The sequence below is a fragment of the Polaromonas sp. genome (genome assembly GCF_041689105.1).
In the GTDB taxonomy this organism is placed as follows: Bacteria; Pseudomonadota; Gammaproteobacteria; order Burkholderiales; family Burkholderiaceae_C; genus Polaromonas.
In genome coordinates this window covers 63,674-81,890 of sequence record NZ_JBDNGU010000028.1, presented here as the reverse complement: position 1 = coordinate 81,890, position 18,217 = coordinate 63,674, and the positions used below count along the sequence as shown (strand labels likewise).

20 protein-coding genes are annotated in these 18,217 nt (G+C 61.2%); 16 read left to right on the top strand and 4 right to left on the bottom strand.

Annotated features, from left to right (window positions below; translation table 11 throughout):
• Positions 1-265, top strand: a 265-nt coding sequence (locus ACESMT_RS02705) for an ankyrin repeat domain-containing protein (protein ID WP_372825005.1), incomplete at its 5' end; no start/stop codon positions are given.
• 16 nt (positions 266-281) lie between these two features.
• Entirely contained in the window at positions 282-1,190 is a 909-nt protein-coding gene (locus ACESMT_RS02700; protein ID WP_372825003.1) for a hypothetical protein, read from the top strand.
• Between the two features lie 86 nt (positions 1,191-1,276).
• On the opposite strand, the gene ACESMT_RS02695 is transcribed toward ACESMT_RS02700, so the two are convergent.
• Together ACESMT_RS02695 and ACESMT_RS02690 are read right to left on the bottom strand one after the other, a co-directional pair.
• Positions 1,277-1,624, bottom strand: coding sequence for a type II toxin-antitoxin system PemK/MazF family toxin (locus ACESMT_RS02695; RefSeq protein WP_372825001.1), 348 nt, complete (start codon positions 1,622-1,624; stop codon positions 1,277-1,279).
• A complete protein-coding gene (locus tag ACESMT_RS02690; RefSeq protein ID WP_372824999.1) occupies positions 1,624-1,884 on the bottom strand; it encodes a ChpB-ChpS toxin-antitoxin system antitoxin in 261 nt (86 codons plus the stop codon). Before ACESMT_RS02690 ends, ACESMT_RS02695 begins: the two co-directional genes overlap by 1 nt.
• Positions 1,885-1,941: 57 nt before the next feature.
• Here ACESMT_RS02690 and ACESMT_RS02685 point away from each other — a divergent pair, with 57 nt between their 5' ends.
• The 5 genes from ACESMT_RS02685 to ACESMT_RS02665 all read left to right on the top strand — a co-directional run bounded on the left by ACESMT_RS02685 (position 1,942) and on the right by ACESMT_RS02665 (position 5,160).
• Entirely contained in the window at positions 1,942-2,247 is a 306-nt protein-coding gene (locus ACESMT_RS02685) for a hypothetical protein (RefSeq protein ID WP_372824997.1), read from the top strand.
• A 240-nt stretch (positions 2,248-2,487) separates the two neighbouring features.
• Entirely contained in the window at positions 2,488-3,192 is a 705-nt protein-coding gene (locus ACESMT_RS02680; RefSeq protein WP_372824995.1) for a hypothetical protein, read from the top strand.
• Positions 3,193-3,259: 67 nt separating this feature from the next.
• Positions 3,260-4,294 (top strand): hypothetical protein, encoded by a 1,035-nt coding sequence (locus ACESMT_RS02675; protein WP_372824993.1) that lies wholly within the window; start codon positions 3,260-3,262, stop codon positions 4,292-4,294.
• A gap of 265 nt (positions 4,295-4,559) precedes the next feature.
• Positions 4,560-4,694, top strand: coding sequence for a type II toxin-antitoxin system HicB family antitoxin (locus ACESMT_RS02670; RefSeq protein ID WP_372824991.1), 135 nt, complete (start codon positions 4,560-4,562; stop codon positions 4,692-4,694).
• 229 nt (positions 4,695-4,923) lie between these two features.
• The gene (locus tag ACESMT_RS02665) at positions 4,924-5,160 is read left to right on the top strand and encodes a hypothetical protein (RefSeq protein WP_372824989.1); all 237 of its coding nucleotides are present in this window, start codon (positions 4,924-4,926) and stop codon (positions 5,158-5,160) included.
• 71 nt (positions 5,161-5,231) lie between these two features.
• Here the strand turns inward: ACESMT_RS02665 and ACESMT_RS02660 are convergent, their stop codons facing one another.
• Positions 5,232-5,777, bottom strand: a complete 546-nt coding sequence (locus ACESMT_RS02660) for a carboxymuconolactone decarboxylase family protein (RefSeq protein WP_372824987.1) — start codon at positions 5,775-5,777, stop codon at positions 5,232-5,234.
• 52 nt (positions 5,778-5,829) lie between these two features.
• On the opposite strand from ACESMT_RS02660, the gene dapF reads away from it, so the two are divergent.
• The 3 genes from dapF to ACESMT_RS02645 are packed head-to-tail and all read left to right on the top strand — an operon-like array spanning position 5,830 to position 8,564.
• Entirely contained in the window at positions 5,830-6,717 is an 888-nt protein-coding gene (dapF, locus tag ACESMT_RS02655) for a diaminopimelate epimerase (protein ID WP_372824985.1), read from the top strand.
• Positions 6,718-6,756: 39 nt separating this feature from the next.
• The gene (locus ACESMT_RS02650) at positions 6,757-7,539 is read left to right on the top strand and encodes a DUF484 family protein (RefSeq protein ID WP_372824983.1); all 783 of its coding nucleotides are present in this window, start codon (positions 6,757-6,759) and stop codon (positions 7,537-7,539) included.
• A 59-nt stretch (positions 7,540-7,598) separates the two neighbouring features.
• Entirely contained in the window at positions 7,599-8,564 is a 966-nt protein-coding gene (locus ACESMT_RS02645) for a tyrosine recombinase XerC (RefSeq protein ID WP_372824981.1), read from the top strand.
• Positions 8,565-8,653: 89 nt separating this feature from the next.
• Here ACESMT_RS02645 and ACESMT_RS02640 read toward each other — a convergent pair whose 3' ends face one another.
• Entirely contained in the window at positions 8,654-10,444 is a 1,791-nt protein-coding gene (locus tag ACESMT_RS02640; protein ID WP_372824979.1) for a 7TM diverse intracellular signaling domain-containing protein, read from the bottom strand.
• A gap of 102 nt (positions 10,445-10,546) precedes the next feature.
• On the opposite strand from ACESMT_RS02640, the gene ACESMT_RS02635 reads away from it, so the two are divergent.
• From ACESMT_RS02635 to rsmH, 6 genes are all read left to right on the top strand, one after another.
• The gene (locus tag ACESMT_RS02635) at positions 10,547-11,728 is read left to right on the top strand and encodes a class I SAM-dependent rRNA methyltransferase (protein WP_372824977.1); all 1,182 of its coding nucleotides are present in this window, start codon (positions 10,547-10,549) and stop codon (positions 11,726-11,728) included.
• Positions 11,729-11,959: 231 nt separating this feature from the next.
• Positions 11,960-13,015 carry a GTP-binding protein gene (locus tag ACESMT_RS02630; protein ID WP_372824975.1) on the top strand — a complete coding sequence of 352 codons (1,056 nt, stop codon included), beginning with the start codon at positions 11,960-11,962 and terminating at the stop codon, positions 13,013-13,015.
• Between the two features lie 311 nt (positions 13,016-13,326).
• Positions 13,327-14,448 carry an RNA polymerase-binding protein DksA gene (gene dksA, locus ACESMT_RS02625; RefSeq protein ID WP_372824973.1) on the top strand — a complete coding sequence of 374 codons (1,122 nt, stop codon included), beginning with the start codon at positions 13,327-13,329 and terminating at the stop codon, positions 14,446-14,448.
• Positions 14,449-14,482: 34 nt separating this feature from the next.
• Entirely contained in the window at positions 14,483-16,291 is a 1,809-nt protein-coding gene (locus tag ACESMT_RS02620) for an STAS domain-containing protein (protein ID WP_372824971.1), read from the top strand.
• 426 nt (positions 16,292-16,717) lie between these two features.
• Positions 16,718-17,146: a division/cell wall cluster transcriptional repressor MraZ gene (mraZ, locus tag ACESMT_RS02615; protein ID WP_372824969.1), complete on the top strand. Its 429-nt coding sequence runs from the start codon at positions 16,718-16,720 to the stop codon at positions 17,144-17,146.
• A 3-nt stretch (positions 17,147-17,149) separates the two neighbouring features.
• A complete protein-coding gene (gene rsmH, locus ACESMT_RS02610) occupies positions 17,150-18,109 on the top strand; it encodes a 16S rRNA (cytosine(1402)-N(4))-methyltransferase RsmH (protein WP_372824967.1) in 960 nt (319 codons plus the stop codon).
• The last annotated feature ends 108 nt before the right edge of the window (positions 18,110-18,217 follow it).

Genomic DNA, 18,217 nt, shown 5'->3' with positions numbered 1-18,217 from the left:
TGGCCATGTAGAGACGGTGCGCGAGTTGCTGAAGACGTCGATCGACGTCGACCATGTCAACCGCCTGGGCTGGACTGCGCTGCTCGAGGCCATCATCCTGGGTGACGGCGGCGCGGCCCATACCCAGATCGTGCGCCTGCTTATCGCGCATGGCGCCAAGCTGCAACTCGCCGACGCGCAGGGCGTGACGCCGCTGGCGCATGCCGAGCAACGCGGGCAACGCGCCATCGCCGATATGCTGCGTCGTGCCGGCGCCAAGCTCTGAGCTGCGCCAACCAGCGATGGCACCGCGCGCTGTAGTCGTCCTGATTCTCTGGCTCGTCACGCTCATGTCCAGCCCCATCGCGCGCGCCGACAGCTCCGGACCTGAACTGGCGTCTTACTACGAGCGCCACATGGCGTTGCTGGCCGGCGTAGCCTATGGCTGGTTCGGCCGCGGCGCGCCGCAGCGCATGCGCGACACCGTGGTGCAGGTGGGGGTCAGCCAGGACGCGTACTTCGCCTTGCTCAAGGACGGCTCGCTCCTGACCTGGTCAGAAGCGCCGGCGCAGGCCGCGCTGCTGATGCAAGGCGTGGCCAGCTTCGCTGCGGGGCGCTCAGGTTGGTTCGCCATCGACCGGGCGCAGGTGCTGTGGTACGGCCGGGCGGCTGGTGTCGCCGTGCGGCGCGTCGCCGCCGACGTGGTGGCTGCGAGCATCGGCGACGGTGCCGATTACTACGTCACGCGCGACGGCACGCTCTATGTCAAGGGGCTGGCGCATCGCGGCCAGTATGGCGACGGGCGCCTTTCGGCGACCAGCGAATTCGTGGCCACGGCGCACGATGCCGTGGCCGTGAAGGCGCACACCGGGCACGCCTTGTACCTGCGCCGAGACGGTGGGGTCATGGGCACCGGTGGCAATCGTTTTGGCCCCTTGTCGTCACACGGCCTGGGCGACAAAGCCGACAGTTGGGGCCGCATCTTCGACGCGGCGGCGACGATCGCCACGGGCTCGCGTCACTCGGCCGCGATCCGTGCCGATGGCAGTCTGTGGGTCTGGGGCGAGGGCTTCGGCGTGCAACCGAAGAAGCTGCTCGGCAACGTGATGGCGGTGGCCGCGGGCGACACGGCAACGATTGCGCTCACCGGGGACGGGGCCTTGTGGCAGTGGGATGGTGCAGCCGGTCCGCGTCGTTTGGTACCGCGTTGACGGTGAACGCCTGCGCCCGCTGGCCGTGACCACCAGCCAACGCGCGCGCCTTGGTTTGTGGAGCGTGAAATAACCCTTCAATTCTGTCAGCGCGCGGTAATCGCCTCCAGCTTGGCCAGACACTCATCCAGCACATCTGCGGGCACCGTTTCAATACGCTTGGCACGTCGCACTGCCAGATCAAGCACCCGGCACTGGCTGATGACGACGGCCCCTTGGGTTGCAATACCGCAACCCATCAGCGTGACGGCCCATCCGGCCACACGCTCAAAATTTCCGCCCTGGGTGATGGGCGCCACCAGCGCGCGCCCACCCTGGTTGAAATCCTGGTTCGACAACACCAGCACTGGACGCGTGCCCCGCATCTCGCCGCCCACCGTCGGATCCACGGTGATCATGACGATGCCTCCTTGCTGGGTACTGGTGCGGCGCATCAAAGCGCCTCGTTGCCCATGGGCCGCATCTGCTCCCAGGCCACCAGGTCCGCAGGCATGGGCGCTTTGGGTTTGCACTGCGCGTTGAGTTCAGCCGCTGTGTATTTGCGGCGCTCGCGTTGCGGGCTCAGCAGCAGCTTGCCATCCGCTGTTTTGTCCAAGGTGACGATCTGCCCTGCGACCAATCCCAGGTCGCGCAGCAACGCGGGCGGGAAGGTGAGGCCAGTGGAGTTGCCTAGTTTGCGTAAAGAGACTTGCATGGTGGTGTGCGGTAAAGAGTGAGGCGGTCTTTGAGACTATAGTCGTTTGCTTTGTTGATGTCAAACGATGTTTTACATTGGGGTCAAGACCGCAGGCCCTCGTTCTACGAAGGAGATGCCGAAATTGGCCTGCTGCTTGAACTGCCCGGTAACAAGGTCTGGGCCATAGAAAGCAAACGCTCCAGCGCGCCCACGGTAAGCCGGGGTTTTCATCTTCCATGCGATGACGTGGTGGCGACCCGCCGCATCGTTGTAAGCAGCGCCAATGCAAAATTCCCCATGACCGGGGGCATTGAGCCTGTGCCCTTGCTGGTGTTGATGCAGGAGTTGCTGGCGTTGCGAGGGGTGGGTGCCTTGTCATAACATGCGGGGTGTCGCGGGCGAGCAGGCAGACATAGACCGGGGACGGCGATTGTGTGAGAAAGAATATACCTGACCCCGTGCACCGCGTATTGACGTAACTCCATGAAAACAAAGATGGTTTAAAGCTGGCGGGCGCCATATTATGTGACCACTCGCCATGTTATTGCGCAGTTTTGCGGGATACATCAAAGTTGGACTAAACGGTCGCTTGGGTAGATTGTTTCAACAAGGAAACACTGAATGACATTCATGAACCGCATCTTGAGAACAATCGCCCCGTCTTTCGCATGGCGTCGTCAAGTCGAAAATGACGAGTGGACAAAACAGATAATGCTCCAGGTTCACATGTCGTTCATTGACGACGAACACAGCAAAAACACTACGACTAGCAATTTTCTCCAGCAGCAGCCCGAGTCCCTAAGAAACGAGATGATGCGCGTTGTTCTAAACAGAATTTCCGCTGTCGTCGATTCAGCTGATCGAAAGCTCGCATGTCGGCGCTGGGTGCTCGAAGAGGCTAAAGCCTACGCACCAGTGCGCTCTCTTTTTGTTAGTACTGAGTCGTATCACGATGAGGTTGGCAATGGAGTCCGCCATCCCCTCAATCAGGGTTTGTGGGACTACGCCGATTCCCTAATCACGCAATCGCTCAAACCCTTGCTTGACGAACACGGTTCCGTAGAAGAAGTGAAGAATTTTCTTCGGCGTGAAAGCATGTGGCTTTATGCGCGACTTGAGTTTGCAAATACGGGGCGTCTATTGCTGGATGACAAACAACTGATTGACGGTGAGGATTGGGTTTGTTTGCTTCTAAAGTTGCTCGTGACAGAGGCTGAGGTCGACTACCTTGACTTTCTTGGGGTGCCTCAGCTCAGCGGCGTTAGTCAGCTACGTGCTGACATCGCGCGATTAAAAAACGTGTTATTCGGTTCGTCAGTGCAATGACCCCGCGAGGCCCAACCTATCATTCCACCGGCCTTGCACGAAAAGCCTTTCGGGCCGGTGAATTCAAATGTACGGCGTCATCAACAACCGCGCGCAAACCATGTCCGATCAACTGAACGTCACACTCGCCCTCGCGAAGCAGGCGTTCGATGAACTGCTCGCGTTGACCACTTTTGATGAGCTTGACCATTTTCAGTTCGCAACTGGCCCGAAGCTTGACCGAATAGTCGAGCTGCTGAATAAGCTGAATCGTCAGATCAACGATGTTGACCGAACTCTTTCTGAACTCGTTTCCGACTTAGCCGACCCGCCGCTCTTGTCTGTACCACCGGCGCACCGCAACAACTACTACGAAATCGTAGTCGAGCACGGGCCTGCGATCCAGCGTGCCCATCTAAAGGCTGCTGGTCTCGGCGAGTTTCTGGACATTCTCGAAACGACGGATGATGCAAACCCGAAACCATATCGGCTGCAAGCGCTGGCCTTTGCTTTGGAACGGTGGCGAGATTCTCGCGACAACGAGGAAGGCGAATTTGAGTGGATGCACGAGTGGTACGAACGTGGCTTCAACATAGACGGTGCAATCCAAGTCGTACAGACACCGTGGTTCCAACCTGATCGATGGGCGCAGAACCTTCGCCTGCTGCGCCCGGTTCTCATTGATCGCCGAACTGACTCACTGCGCGACCTCGCGCGGCACCGACTGACAGAAGTCTATAGAGCCTTCACCTTCGGTCTGTGGCTTGCCGCCATCGCGCTATCTCGCTCTCTCGTCGAGTACGCAATGAAGGCCAACGCAAGTCGCCTTGGCATCGAACTTGTGAGCGTCACTACCGAGGGTAGACGAGAAGACAAGTCGCTCTGGGATCTCCAGCAAGAAGTGTCTGTAGTGCTTCCGAGCTTGTCTTCGTCGATGGAAACCGTTCGCTTCACCGGAAATCGTATCCTCCATCCGAGCAAGCACGATGTCATGTCTCACCCAGTAGTGCTTCGTAGCGAAGCGCTTTCCTGCGTACTCGCCACAAAACAGATCGTCGAAGCCCTTTACTCCCAGCTACCGGAACCGACTCCCCCAAAGGAAGTGAAAGGGGTCAAGTCTTGACATCACACTTTTCAGCAGCATTTCACCAGCAGAGGATCACCAGCAGCAGCAGGGGGTCACGCCTTGCAATCGCGCACGCAGCAGGGGGTCACGCCTTGCAATCGCGCACGCAGCAGGGGGTCAGGTCTTGCAATCACGCATACAGCCTAACGGCAGTCCACACGGGCGCTGAGCGATAAAGCCGCGCAGCGCGGGTGACTTCAACGTTGGGCGCTGCAGTTCGGTTCGCGAGACAATGGGGCGCTGTCAAACCAGGAGTACGTTCATGGAGCTAACTGCAGTCCTTACCCACGCCGAAGAAGGTGGTTTCGTCGCACTCAATCCCGAGACCGGTACCACTGCGCAGGGGGAAACGGTCGAAGAAGCAGTGGCGAACCTCAAGGAGGCCACAGTCTTGTAGCTCACCGAATTTCCAATTCCCTCTATGGGCCACCCGGTCGTCACCATGTTCACGGTGCCCGAACCAGCCCATGCCTAAGCTGCAGAATGTCTCAGGCGCCGAGATTCAAATTCAAATCGTGGACGCCCATGAATCGTTCGTAACCCGCACCAGCATTGGCTTTGCGGCGTTTCGGCATTGATTAAAAAGGACACTACTGATGTAACCTGTAAAGGAGTAAACTGAACCGGTGGAAAACGTCGAAAACCTCATCCTGGAGAACCTCAGAGTCATACGTACCGACGTAGGCGCGGTGAAAGAGGATGCGCGCGAAATCAAGCAGCGCCTGGCGAACCTGGAATCCGCAGTTGGCGGTATCAAGCGCGACTTGGGCGACATGTACACCGAGAGCGCGACGCAACACACTCGATATGACAGGCTTGTCGAGCGAATAGAGCGGCTAGAAAAGCGGCTTGAGCTTCAATGAAAAAACCGCCTGCAGGCGGTTTTTTCATGTCTCCGTGCGGGTGACAAAACGGGGCTATCGCGGCCCCCTTTTTATTCCTCCGGCGACACCCCCAGCGCCACCAAAAACCGCGCAACCATGTTGTAGGTGGCAATCGCGCTGGTCAGCTCGACCAGCTCGGTGGTGTCGAAGTGCCCGCGCAGGCCTTCAAACACGTCGTCGCTGACCTTCACGTCCAGCGTCATCTGCGCGGCGTAACGCACTACCAATTGCTCGACTTCGCCCAGCGCGGGGTGATCGGCTGAGACGCGTGCATCGGCTTTGATCAGCACATTCAACGCATCCAGCTCTGCTTGCGTTCCGCCAGCGGTCAAAAAATCCGGCGCATGGTGCTTGTATTCATAGGCCGCGCCGGTCAGCAGCGCCACCGTGCAGATGCCGAGTTCGCGCAGTTTGCGGCTGGTCGGCAGGCCGGTACGCACTGCGCCCAGGTAGACGTTCCAGGCGCGCGCCAGTGGCTCGCTCCACAGCAGCGCCTTGTCGAGGTTGATCAGCGTGCCCCCACGGCGTTTCAGGATGGCGTCCACCAGGTCTTGCGGTTGGGGTTTGAGGGCGGGGGTCCAGTCGGGGATGCGCATGGGTGTCTTTCTGTTGTGCCGATGGGCTGCAGCCTCGGCGGATAATGCGGGGATGCTGATCCGATTTACCAAGATGCAGGGGGCAGGCAATGATTTTGTCATGCTCAACGAGACCCGCGAGCGATTGAACCTCACGCCCGGCCAGTACCGCTTTCTGGCGGACCGCCACTTCGGCGTAGGCGCTGACCAGATTTTGTCGGTGCGGCCGGCCAGCGAGGCGGGCATTGACTTTGAATACGTGATCCACAACGCCGACGGCGGTGAGGTCGAGCAGTGCGGCAACGGCGCGCGCTGCTTTTTGCGTTTTGTGCGCGAGCAGGGGCTGACCAACAAGGACAGCGTGCGCGTCAAGACCCTGAGCGGCGTGATCGAGCCGCGCCTGCAGCCGGACGGCCGCGTCACGGTGGACATGGGTGCGCCCATCTTTGAGCCGGAACGTGTGCCTTTCGACGCGACCGGGTTGACGCCCCAAGGCGTGTATTCATGGCAAAAATGGCCCCTGACCCTTGCCGGACAGGCGCAAGAAGCTCCTGTTTTTATAGCGGTTCTGTCCATGGGCAACCCGCATGCGGTGCAACTGGTGGACGATGTGGAGGCGGCGCCTGTGCTGCAGGACGGGCCGCTGATCGAGGGCCATGTGCGTTTTGCGCGCCGGGTCAACGCCGGTTTCATGCAAATCGTCTCTCGCAGCCAGATCCGCCTGCGAGTCTATGAACGCGGCGCCGGCGAAACCCTGGCCTGCGGCAGCGGGGCTTGCGCGGCGGTGGTCGCTGGCATACGCTTGGGCCTGCTGGACGCGCGGGTCGATGTGCTGACACATGGCGGCACGCTGACCATTGAGTGGCAAGGCGGCGTGGATGCAAAGACGGCGCCGGTGCTGATGACCGGGCCGGCCACCACGGTGTTTGACGCCTCGATAGAAGTCCCTGACCACCTTTGAACCTGCAGATTTTGTCGACTTAACGGAAAAACCAAGAACATGAATCCAAGCGAACGCTCCATCCACAACCCGATCACCGAAGACGACATTGCCAACTTTCTGGCCAACACGCCGGACTTTTTCGAGCGCCACGCCGAGCTGCTCGCGACGGTGCAGCTGTCCAGCGGCCATGGCGGCCGCGCGGTCAGCCTGCAGGAGCGCCAGGCCGGCATGCTGCGCGACAAGATCAAGGGGCTGGAGGCCAAGGTGGTTGAAATGATCCGCTACGGCAACGAAAACGTCGGCATCGCCGACAAGCTGCAGCAATGCACGCTCAACCTGCTGCTCACGGCCCACGCACGCGACCTGCCCGACACCATCGTGCGCGAGATCCAGGCGCAGTTTGGCGTGCCGCAGGCGGCGATCAAGGTCTGGCACGTCAACGGCATCTTTTCGATGGAAGATTTTTCGACCGGTGTCAGCGAGGACACACAGACCTTTGCCTCGTCACTGACCGCGCCGTACTGCGGCATCAACTCCGGCTTCGAGGCCGTCAGCTGGCTGCCCGACCCGGCGCAGGCGATGTCGGTGGCGCTGATCCCGCTGCGTTCGATGGCCCCCACGCTTGTCGCTTCGCGTACTTCGCTGCCCCCCGAGGGGGCTGAACTTGCTCGGGGCGGCCCTTCGCTGCGTCCCGGCAAGTCGCCACAAGCCTTTGGCATGCTGGTGCTGGCCTCGCCGGACCCTGAGCGCTTCAGCGCCGGCATGGGCACTGATTTTCTCGAACGGATCGGCGAGCTCGCCGGTGCGGCCTTGTCGCGTCTGCGGCCCCACGCCGATTAACCCAGGCCCGCAGCACCATGGCCGGGCAGGCGCCGAACCCAAGCAGGCTTGACGCTGCCATGCCGGAGGCGGTACATGACAACGACCCGCTGGTCGAGCGCTACCTCGAACATGTGCGGGTTGAAAAACGCCTGGCCCAGCGCACGGTCGAGCTGTACGCGCTGGACCTGCAAAAACTGCAGGCTCACTGCCGCCAGGCCGGCGTGACATTGCCCGGCGTGCAAAACATGCACATGCGGCGCTGGGTCGCGCAGATGCACGGCGGTGGTCGCAGCGGCCGCGGCATCGCGCTCATCCTGTCGGGCTGGCGCGGCTTTTACACCTGGCTGGGGCGCGAGGGCCTGGTCGCCAGCAACCCGGTGCAGGATCTGCGCGCGCCCAAGGCGGCCAAACCCCTGCCCAAGGCCCTGAGCGTGGATGAAGCGGTGCAATTGGCCGCTTTTGCAGGGCCGGGCGACGCCGATCCGGCGCTGCAGGCGCGAGACCACTGCATCACCGAGCTGCTGTATGGCTGCGGCCTGCGTATCGGCGAGCTGACCGGGCTGGACGCCGTGGCCAGCAGCCAGGCGCGCGGCTGGGTGGACCTGCAGGCGGCTGAGGCGCATGTGCTGGGCAAAGGCTCGAAGCGGCGCAGCGTGCCGGTGGGCAGCAAGGCGCTGGAGGCGTTGCAGGCCTGGCTGACCGTGCGCAGCGCATGGGCTGGTGACAACGCGGCGCTGTTCATCAGCCAGCGCGGCACGCGTCTCACGCCGCAGCACATCCGGGTGCGGCTCAAGCAGCGCTCGCTACAGGCGGGGCTGGCCACGCCGGTGCATCCACACATGCTGCGGCATTCATTTGCGAGTCATGTGTTGCAGTCCAGCGGCGATTTGCGCGCGGTGCAGGAGCTGCTGGGCCACGCCAACATCACCACCACGCAGGTGTATACCCGGCTGGATTTTCAGCACTTGGCCAAGGTCTACGACGCCGCGCATCCGCGCGCAACCGTGGCTGGCAGCAAGTCCGTCCCAAAAAGCAAAGTTTGAGCGAATGTGGGAGCTCTTCAGCCAAGCAGGGGCCGCGGATCTGGCTTTGCCAGTCCGCAGGCGCAGCGGCCCCCTCGGGGGGCAGGGAGCTACACGTAGTGAGCGACCGTGGGGGCCTTGTAATCCGGCACCATGAACACCGCCCGTTTGCTTTCGGCCGGTATGTTGGTCAACCGCTGCGCCAGGCGGGCCAGTACGATCTCGGGGCTGGGCCCCTGGCGTGGCACCAGCGCGTAGGCTACCCGCACCTGGGCCACACAGGCCTCGGGCAGGCCTTTGTAGGGCATCAGGCAGCGCGCCACAATGCGCGGCCCCAGCGTGGCCGCCTCTTCGGCGGTCATCGGCCCCTCTACCACCATGCCAAAGCGCTGCTCGCTCAGGCGCGCAGCACTGTCGATCTCCCGCGCCGTCGATAACAGCCGCGCCGCCAGCCGCAGGGGCAACTCTTCTGCCGCCCGGCGGCCAAAGTCGCGCTGCACCTGCTCTGTGTTGACCAGGTCAATCAGCAGCACCGCACTTTGGTGCTTGAAGCGTCCTGCGCGGGCCATCATGCGCGCCAGGCGTTCTGTGAACACGGCTTCATTGATCAGTCCGGTGGACGGGTCCACCCGGTCCAGACCCTGGATTCTTCGCAGGTTTTCGCGGCGGAGCTGACTGCGGAACATCAGGATCACCATGACAATCGGCAACTCAATCGCGATGCCGATCTGCATGCCGTACATCGTGAGAAAGCTGACGGGAATCAGGCCACTGAGACGGGCCAGTGGAAAGACTGAAAGCGCGAGCAACGGCAGGCCGCCGAGCAGCAGCCAGCCGCCGTAGCGATCACCGCGCCGTCGGGCCCAGAGCAGGGCCAGGACGGCGGTGATCATCGCTATGACAATGTAAGACACCACGAGCTGAAAGCGGTGCGAAGGCTCGATGACAACGATGCCTGCGCTCGCGACGATGCCCAGGCCGCCCAGACCCAGCAGGAGACGGTGCAGCGAGCGGGACCGTGCCGGCATGGACACCGCGGCAGAGGAGAACCAGAGCAACGAGGCCACCGTCAGCACTGGCAGCACCAGCGACGACAAATCGTTCCAGGCAGGCAGTTTGGGCCAGAGGTGCAGGCCGCCAATACCTGTCATTGCAGCCTGCGTCAGCGCCATCAGTGCCACGCTCACGACGTAGAGACCATAGGCTGTGTCGCGCAGCGACACGGCGCTGAGCGCTGCCAACATCACCGCCAGTCCCGCCAGCCCGAAGAAGATCCCCAAAATCAGCGAGGTGCGCTGCTCGCTGCGGCTCAGGTAACTTTCACTGACAAAGCGCAGTGGGGCGCTGAAGCTGTGTGAATTTTCAATAAGCACAAGATATTTCTTTGGCTCCTCGGCAGACACGCCTATGGGCAAAAGCGGATGGCGGTGCGGGACGGGCCAGGCATTGACGGCGATCGTATCGCCGGCGCTCTGCTCGTTCCACTGGCCAGCGCTATCCAGTGTAAAAAGCGACACGCGGTTGACCGACGGATAAGGAATCTCCAGGTACCAGCGTTCCGCGTCCGGCGCTGGTGGCAGCGTGAAGCGGATCCACAGCGACTGCCCTGTCGCGAGCGGGTAGATCAGTCCCGATCGGGTCGGCTGCCAGCCAGAATCACCGCCGGCGGCAACGCTGGCAGCTGGCAGCGTGGTGTCGGTTTCCAGCCGGTAGTCGCCCCAATCCATCAACTCGACGGGAAGTGCCGTACTGGAAAGATCCAGCACGGTGCGAGCCATGGCGACCGGGCTGACCAGTCCCAGCCCCAGTCCACAGACCAGCACCATGGCGGCAGCCGCAAGTGCGCGCCCGCAAGCGCGGTTGCGGTTTTCAAGATGGCCTATGCCAACGGAGTCGCCCAAACAAGTCATGTGCCGGAAAATAACAAAATGTGACAAACCCGCAAGTACACCATAGTTCACCGGTCTTTTCAATGCGACAGAGCCAGCCACGACAATAGCCGCATGAAATCAATACGACTCAGAGAAGGCAAGGAGCGCTCCCTGCTGCGCCACCACCCCTGGATATTTGACGGTGCAATTGCCAAAGGCGGCGCTGAGGCGGGCGAAACAGTGCGCGTAGAGGGTCACGACGGCCAGTTCCTGGGTTGGGCCGCGTTCAGCCCGAGTTCGAAGATACGTGCCCGGGTCTGGAGTTTTGACGAAGCCGAGTGCATCGACGCTTCATTTTTTATAGCGCGTATTGCACAGGCCATAAGGGCCAGAAGCCGTTTTGACGTACAAAGCGACGGCGTGCGGCTGATTCACGGCGAATCTGATGGCTTGCCCGGACTGGTGGTGGACCGTTATGCCGACACGCTGGTGGCCCAATTTTCAAGCTGCGGCGTGGAGCGCTGGAAAAGTGTGATTGTTGACGCCCTGCTCCAGGCGACCGGACTCACGCGCCTGTATGAGCGCTCGGATGCCAGTGTGCGCTCCCTCGAAGGTTTGCCCGAGGCGACAGGCTGGATAGCTGGCTCGGGTGATACCGGCATCACCATCACCGAACACGGCTGGAAGCTGAGCCTGGATGTCGCCGAAGGCCACAAGACCGGCTTTTACCTGGACCAGCGCGACAGCCGCCGCAAGTTCGCTGACCATGCGCGCCGCCTGCGGTTCCAGAACGTGCTCAACTGTTATTGCTACACCGGCGGCTTCACGGTCGCGGCGCTGGCCGGCGGCGCCGCGCATGTGACCTCGATTGACTCGTCGGGACCGGCCATCGAGCGGGCCAGGGCCAACGTCGCGCTCAACGGCTTTGACGCATCCCGCACCACCATGCGGGACGCCGACGTCAATGCCTCATTGCGTGAGTTCCTCAAGCAGGGCCGGACTTTCGACGCCATCGTGCTGGATCCGCCCAAGTTTGCGCCCACCGTGGCGCATGCCGAACGCGCGGCACGGGCCTACAAGGACATCAACCGTATTGCGCTGTCCGTCCTGGCACCGGGCGGGGTGCTGTTCACCTATTCCTGCTCGGGTGGCATCAGCGCCGACCTGTTCCACAAGATTGTGGCTTCGGCGGGTATCGACGCCGGGGTCGACGCGTTTATCACCGAACGCCTGGGCGGCGCGCCCGACCACCCGATGACCGTGAATTTTCCGGAAGGCGAGTACCTCAAGGGTCTGGTGCTGCTCAGAAAGTAATTTCCAAGCGAAAAATGGCTTTGGCCCAGGTCAGTAAAGGGTAAGCAGCTATCAAAAAAGGAGCATACTTGGCGCGTGAAGCGCTGCTGGGCTTGACACGCCCTGTAGAGTCAAACGGACGCCTTGGCTATTCATGCCCTGGCATCAGGGCTATGACCTGACCGCTAAACTCCCTGCTCCGGCCGCGCGCCCGCCGTATCTTTTCACCCCGCTTTTTCCGAGGCAGTCCCCATGAGTTTGATTCCTGTGACCATCCTGACCGGTTTTCTGGGCTCCGGCAAAACCACGCTGCTCAAGCGCATCCTGACCGAGGCCCATGGCCAGAAGATTGCGGTGATTGAAAACGAGTTTGGTGAAGAAAACATCGACAACGAGATTCTGGTGAACGACACCCAGGAAAACATCATCCAGATGAACAACGGCTGCATCTGCTGTTCGATCCGCGAGGACCTGCGCGAGACGCTGCAGCTGCTGGCTACCAAAAAGCGCAAGGGCTTGCTGGACTTTGACCGCGTGGTGATTGAGACCACAGGGCTGGCCGACCCCGGCCCGGTGGCGCAGACATTTTTCATGGATGAGGAAATCGCCGAGCAGTACCTGCTGGACTCCATCCTCACGCTGGTGGACGCCAAACATGCCGCCACCCAGCTCAATGACCGCCAGGAGGCGCGCCGCCAGGTCGGTTTTGCCGACCAGATATTCATCAGCAAGGCTGATCTGGTGGCAGATAGCGAGGTGAAGGCGCTGATGCACCGCTTGAGTCACATGAACCCGCGCGCGCCGCAAAAAGCCGTGCATTTCGGCGAGGTAGCTATTGCCGATGTATTTGACCTGCGCGGCTTCAACCTCAATGCCAAGCTCGACATTGACCCGGACTTTCTCAAGGCTGACGAGCACGACCACGCCGGGCACGACCATGCGGAGGGCGAGCACTGCGATCACCCCTCGCATGCCCATGACCACGGGCACGGCCATCATCACCGCCACGATGACGACGTCAAGAGTTTTGTGTTTCGATCGGACCGCGCTTTTGACCCGGCCAAGCTGGAGGACTTTCTGGGTGCCGTCGTCAACATCTACGGCCCGCGCATGCTGCGTTACAAGGGCGTGCTCAATATGCAGGGCACGGACCGCAAGGTGATCTTCCAGGGGGTGCACCAGTTGATGGGCAGCGACCTCGGGCCGGCCTGGGCTGCGGGGGAAAAGAAAAACTCCAAGATGGTGTTCATCGGCATCGACTTGCCGAAAGATATTTTCCTCCAGGGCCTGGAGCAGTGTCTGGTTTGAGTTAGGCTGTCTCCAAATTGCTCTGAAGGGCGGGAGGGTCTTATGTTTGTCTCCATTCTCCAACGTTTAGGTCTGCGGGCATCCCGGCATCCCGGCGAGCCGCTACAATCGCGCGCCGACTCCACTACCCGGACATCCCGACCAGGACCATCAGGGGGGAAAGTCAGGGTAAGTACTGGCCTTGAAACTGCGGGGACGGCGGCAGACAAACCAGACAATCAGGTAAAAGACAGGGTTGGGTTGATAAAAAAAGCCCAGCCAGGACGCCGCATGCGGGCCACCCCGAAGCTGCTTCCCCGAGGAGACACGATGTGAAAGCTCAAGCCAAAAAGTCCAAACCACCCGCCAAAGCCGTTGCAAAACCTGCTGGCAAACCCAAGACCACGGCCAAGGCCGTGACCGGGGTTGCCAAGCCTGCGGCGTCCAAAGCTGCACCTGCCAAAAAGGTCACCAAACCGGTGGCCAAACCGGTGGTTAAAGCCAATGCCAAAGTGGTGAACAAGCTGGTCACCACAACAAAAGCCAAGCCCGTCACAAAGGCCAAACCCGCCGCTACAAAGGCGCCAGCCAAAAATATCCCGGTCGCCGCCAAAAAACCGGCACCCGCCAAAAAGGCGGTCAAGCCCATCGTCAAACCCGCGGTCAAAACGGCCAAACCTGCCACCAAACCGGTGCCCAAGCCGGCTGTAGCCAGCAAGGCCACCGCCAAACCTGAAGAAAAAGTCATTATCAAAACGATCACCAAAGCGGCTGCGCCCGTCGCCAGCAAAGCAGCACCCAGCCCCGCACCCATCGCCGCAGCGCCAGCGCCGCTCCAGACCCCGGCCCTCAAGCCGGGACGCCGGGCCTCGCTGCGAAACTCCTCGTTCGCACCTCCGCCAGCACCCATGGTGCCGACCCATTCGCCCGATGCCGCCAAAGCCAGTTATTCGGCCATCGCCGAACGTGTGATCGCACCGCCGCCGCATGTGGCAGCCAAGAAGGATCCCAAGCTCGCCAACAATTGGAAGACCAAGGCCGCCGACCAGTTGACGGAGGAGGAGGTCAAGGCCATGCCTGACGCCGAGTACATGAACGAGAAGCAGTTGGCATTTTTCCGTTACAAGTTGTCCCTGCTCAAGCAGGACATCCACAACAGCGCTGGCGAAACCACCGAGCACCTGCGCGAAGACACTGTCGTGGTGCCAGACCCGGCGGACCGGGCCACCATCGAGGAAGAACACGCGCTCGAGCTGCGCACCCGTGACCGCGAGCGCAAGCTGCTCAAAAAGATCGAGCAGTCGATTGCCCGCATCGATTCCGGCGACTACGGTTATTGCGATGAAACCGGTGAAGCGATCGGCGTGGGGCGCCTGATCGCCCGCCCGACGGCCAACCTGTCGCTGGAAGCCCAGCAACGCCGCGAACTCAAGCAAAAGATGTTTGGTGACTGACTTTTTTCACTTTCACCCGATCTGACCGTCACCCATGGCTAAAGAAGACACCTCGCCAGGCTTGCTTTCAAAAGTCGTGAAGTTCGTTCGCAATCCGGCGACGAACTGGTCAGATATCGACAACCGGGAATCCGGCCGTGAAGAGGCCTTGAGCAAACAACTGCTCAAGGAAATGATAGAGCGCAAGCGCCGCAATGATTTTGTGCGCAAGCGAGAGTTCGACATGCTTCGCAAAATGCGCAAACGTGAAGCCATGACGGGCCAGGACCCGGGGGCCAGGCCTTCGTTCTTTCAGAGCAGCCTGCCGTCCAGGCCTGACGACCGGGCCGTGACCCTCAAGAAGATCGATGAGATCGAAGCCCAGATGTCGATGCAGTGGTGGAAGACCAAGCATGGCGCTCCTTCGGCCATGAACTCGGTCGCCTCGTCGCAGATGCCAGTGTCCACCTCTGCGGCCGGCGGCATGAGTGTTCACTCCCCACTGCTGGACAACGCACTGCCAGTCACCTACGCGAAAACTGCCCCCGACGAATTGACGTCCGCTCTTGCCAAGGTCAAGTCTGGCGCGGCCTCCGCAGCTGCTCCCGCCGTTGTGGTGGACATGCTTGCCAGCACGCCGGTTCCGGTCGCAAAACCAGCGTCAGCCCGGCCAACCAGCAGCCAGGCGATATCCGCACTGTCCCGCGACGACACGCCGTCAGGCTTTTCAGCCTCCAAATTTTCTGTGGTGGACGGTGCAGAAGTCGCGCACGACCCGGAACTCGAAGAGGCGTCCATCCGCTTTGCCAACGGCGACGATGCGGGCGCAGAGTCGGGGCTGCTCGAAACACTGACACCGCAAGGCAGCCGCGCCCGGCATTCCGATACCTGGCTGGCGCTGTTTGACCTGTACCGCGCAACCGGGCGGCAGGACAAATTTGAAAACATGGCGATTGAGTTTGTTGGTCGGTTTGACCGGTCTGCGCCCCAATGGTTTTCCTTGCCCGATATGGTCCGCCAGATGGCCACGCCGATCGGCCATGCCAGTAATGGGGCAGCCGCCGATTGGGTTTGTCCCTCGGTGCTGGGCATCCAGACGATTGCCGCGCTGAATGCGGCGCTGGGCCGCTCGCCCATGCCCTGGCGGCTTGACTGGAAAAACCTCAAGACGATCGACGCCAATGCGGTCGAGCCCCTGTGCAAGGTGTTCAGCGGCTGGGCCGCGCAGCCGGTGCAACTGCGCTTCATGGGAGAACCCGCGTTGCAGCGCATCTTGCAGGATGCAACACCTTCCGGCTCGCGCGAAACCGCGCAGAGCTGGTGGCAGCTGCGTATGGAGGCACTGCGGGTGACGCACCAGCCGGACGAGTTCGAGCTGACCGCGCTGGATTTTTGCGTCACCTACGAAGTGTCTCCGCCCGCCTGGGACAGTGCCCGCTGCGACTACAAGTCGCTGGATGCGCTGAACGTCGAGACGTCCGGACAGGCCATCGTGGGGGAGGTCTACCGCGATTCGGTGCCTTCCAGCCTGAGCAGCTTATTTGAAGGCGATACCCAGATGGACGGGCATTCGCAGATGAGCAATCTCTACGCGGTCGAGCTCTCGGGCCAGATCCAGGGCGATGCCATTGCCGTGCTCGACAAGCTCGAAGCCAAACTGATGGGTGCAGACATCATGGTGATCTCCTGCGCCAAGCTGATCCGGGTTGATTTTTCTGCGGCAGGCACCCTGCTCAACTGGGTGTCCGCCCGAGAAGCTGAAAACCGCGCCGTGCAGTTCACCGACGTGAACCGGCTGGTGGCTGCGTTTTTCAACGTGATCGGCATCACCGAACACGCCCGGGTTCTGTCGCGCATCGACTGACCGCCCAGCCCGGCCCGGCCCGTGCGTGGGCCGGTACGCCGCTTTTCCCCTGCCCTGAGTGGCCTTCTTGCACGGCTTCCGGCCATGCTTGCGGGTCGTCGTGGGGGCTCCAGCGGTTTCCTTTGCGCATTGAAGCTCGCCTCCCCGCCAGGTGTCTTGGCTTTCAGCTGTTTCAAACGTCTTTTGCGCGCCTTGAATGCGTCTGAAGCGTGCTGAACAGGCAAGGGCTTAAGACAACACTTTCATTACATGTGCTAAGTGCTTAATTTAGAACGTCTTTTAGTTCTGCCGAGCTTTGAAATAGCTTTCTAAGTACTTGATTTCATTGAAAAAATTTGTAGCAAAGCACTTGCACCACAAAACTTTCCTGATAAAGTGGGAAAAGGTGCAATTTAGTGGTGAAAAGTGTTTTTCAAAGGTTTGGCAGTGTTCCAAGGCGCGTCTTCTGTAGCTCTCGATACCAAGGGGCGGCTTTCTGTGCCGACCCGGTACCGTGACGTGCTCAGCGCCACTGCCGCGAGCCAGCTCACCATCACAAAACACCCGCACGGCTGCCTGATGATATTCCCGCGCAACGAGTGGGAGAAATTCCGCGAGCGAATTTCCGCATTGCCGATGGAGGCACAGTGGTGGAAGCGGATTTTTCTCGGCAACGCGATGGACGTCGAGATGGATGCTAGCGGGCGTGTGCTGGTGTCGCCCGAACTGCGCGCCGCTGCGGGAATCAGCAAGGACACGGTGCTGCTCGGCATGGGCGGCTCCTTTGAGCTGTGGGATGCGGCGACCTACGCGGCCCAGGAGGCCGAGCAGATGAAGGGTCCCATGCCCGATGTATTCAGAGATTTTTCATTCTGAAAGATGGCGGTGCAAGACACATGGACACATCGCACCGTCTTGTTGAACGAAGCAGTATCAGCGCTTCACATCCAACCGGACGGCTATTACATCGACGCGACCTTTGGTCGCGGCGGTCATTCCCGCCTGATTCTTTCGCGCCTGTCCGCCCAGGGGCGCCTGACCGCCTTCGACAAGGACCTCGAAGCGGTGGCAGAGGCGCAGACCATCAACGATCCGCGGTTTGCCATCCGCCACGAAGGTTTCATGCGCCTGGGCGAGCTGCCTTCGGCCTGTGCGGCGGGGGTGTTGCTGGACCTGGGCATCAGCTCGCCGCAGATCGACAACCCCGCGCGCGGTTTTTCATTTCGTGGCGATGGCCCGCTGGACATGCGCATGGATACCACGCGCGGGCAGAGCGTTGCCGAGTGGCTGGCCGATGCAGAGGTGGAAACCATAGCGGAGGTCATTCGTGAATATGGCGAAGAACGGTTTGCTGGGCAGATTGCAAAGGCGATTGATCGTCGCCGACAGGAGCGGGGCCCTATTGGAACCACCGCTGAGCTGGCCGAAGTCGTGGCTGGCGCGGTCAAAACCCGCGAGCCGGGCAAGGACCCTGCAACGCGCACATTTCAGGCTTTTCGGATTTTCATCAACGCCGAGCTTGAAGAGCTGCAACAGGCGTTAGGGGCCAGTCTCAAAGTACTGCAACCGGGAGGACGTTTGGTGGTGATCAGTTTCCATTCTCTGGAAGACCGTATCGTCAAGCAGTTCATCGCCGAACATTCGCGCGAGGTGTTTGACCGCCGCGCGCCTTTTGCCGAACCCAAGGCAATGCGCCTGAAGGCTCTGGAGCGTGTCAAGCCCGGCAGCGATGAGGTGGCAGCCAATCCGCGCTCGCGCAGCGCTGTGATGCGGGTCGCTGAACGGACCGATGTTCCTGTTCAGGCTCAAACCCAGCGGTACCCGGGGGCGTCCACATGAAGCGGTGGCAATTTCCCGCCCGGCCGTCCCAAGGGAAATTAGCCCCCTCGGGGGGCAGCGTATTACACGCAGTGAAAAGCGTGGGGGCTGCAGTGCGCCGCGAAGGGC

What these genes read in the sequence shown, in the direction of transcription:
- ACESMT_RS02700 (WP_372825003.1), top strand. Translation starts at nt 282, where the DNA reads ATGGCACCGCGCGCTGTAGTCGTCCTGATTCTCTGGCTCGTCACGCTC.
- ACESMT_RS02695 (WP_372825001.1), bottom strand. Translation starts at nt 1,624, where the DNA reads ATGCGCCGCACCAGTACCCAGCAAGGAGGCATCGTCATGATCACCGTG.
- ACESMT_RS02690 (WP_372824999.1), bottom strand. Translation starts at nt 1,884, where the DNA reads ATGCAAGTCTCTTTACGCAAACTAGGCAACTCCACTGGCCTCACCTTC.
- ACESMT_RS02685 (WP_372824997.1), top strand. Translation starts at nt 1,942, where the DNA reads ATGTCAAACGATGTTTTACATTGGGGTCAAGACCGCAGGCCCTCGTTC.
- ACESMT_RS02680 (WP_372824995.1), top strand. Translation starts at nt 2,488, where the DNA reads ATGACATTCATGAACCGCATCTTGAGAACAATCGCCCCGTCTTTCGCA.
- ACESMT_RS02675 (WP_372824993.1), top strand. Translation starts at nt 3,260, where the DNA reads ATGTACGGCGTCATCAACAACCGCGCGCAAACCATGTCCGATCAACTG.
- ACESMT_RS02670 (WP_372824991.1), top strand. Translation starts at nt 4,560, where the DNA reads ATGGAGCTAACTGCAGTCCTTACCCACGCCGAAGAAGGTGGTTTCGTC.
- ACESMT_RS02660 (WP_372824987.1), bottom strand. Translation starts at nt 5,777, where the DNA reads ATGCGCATCCCCGACTGGACCCCCGCCCTCAAACCCCAACCGCAAGAC.
- dapF (WP_372824985.1), top strand. Translation starts at nt 5,830, where the DNA reads ATGCTGATCCGATTTACCAAGATGCAGGGGGCAGGCAATGATTTTGTC.
- ACESMT_RS02650 (WP_372824983.1), top strand. Translation starts at nt 6,757, where the DNA reads ATGAATCCAAGCGAACGCTCCATCCACAACCCGATCACCGAAGACGAC.
- ACESMT_RS02645 (WP_372824981.1), top strand. Translation starts at nt 7,599, where the DNA reads ATGCCGGAGGCGGTACATGACAACGACCCGCTGGTCGAGCGCTACCTC.
- ACESMT_RS02635 (WP_372824977.1), top strand. Translation starts at nt 10,547, where the DNA reads ATGAAATCAATACGACTCAGAGAAGGCAAGGAGCGCTCCCTGCTGCGC.
- ACESMT_RS02630 (WP_372824975.1), top strand. Translation starts at nt 11,960, where the DNA reads ATGAGTTTGATTCCTGTGACCATCCTGACCGGTTTTCTGGGCTCCGGC.
- ACESMT_RS02620 (WP_372824971.1), top strand. Translation starts at nt 14,483, where the DNA reads ATGGCTAAAGAAGACACCTCGCCAGGCTTGCTTTCAAAAGTCGTGAAG.
- rsmH (WP_372824967.1), top strand. Translation starts at nt 17,150, where the DNA reads ATGGCGGTGCAAGACACATGGACACATCGCACCGTCTTGTTGAACGAA.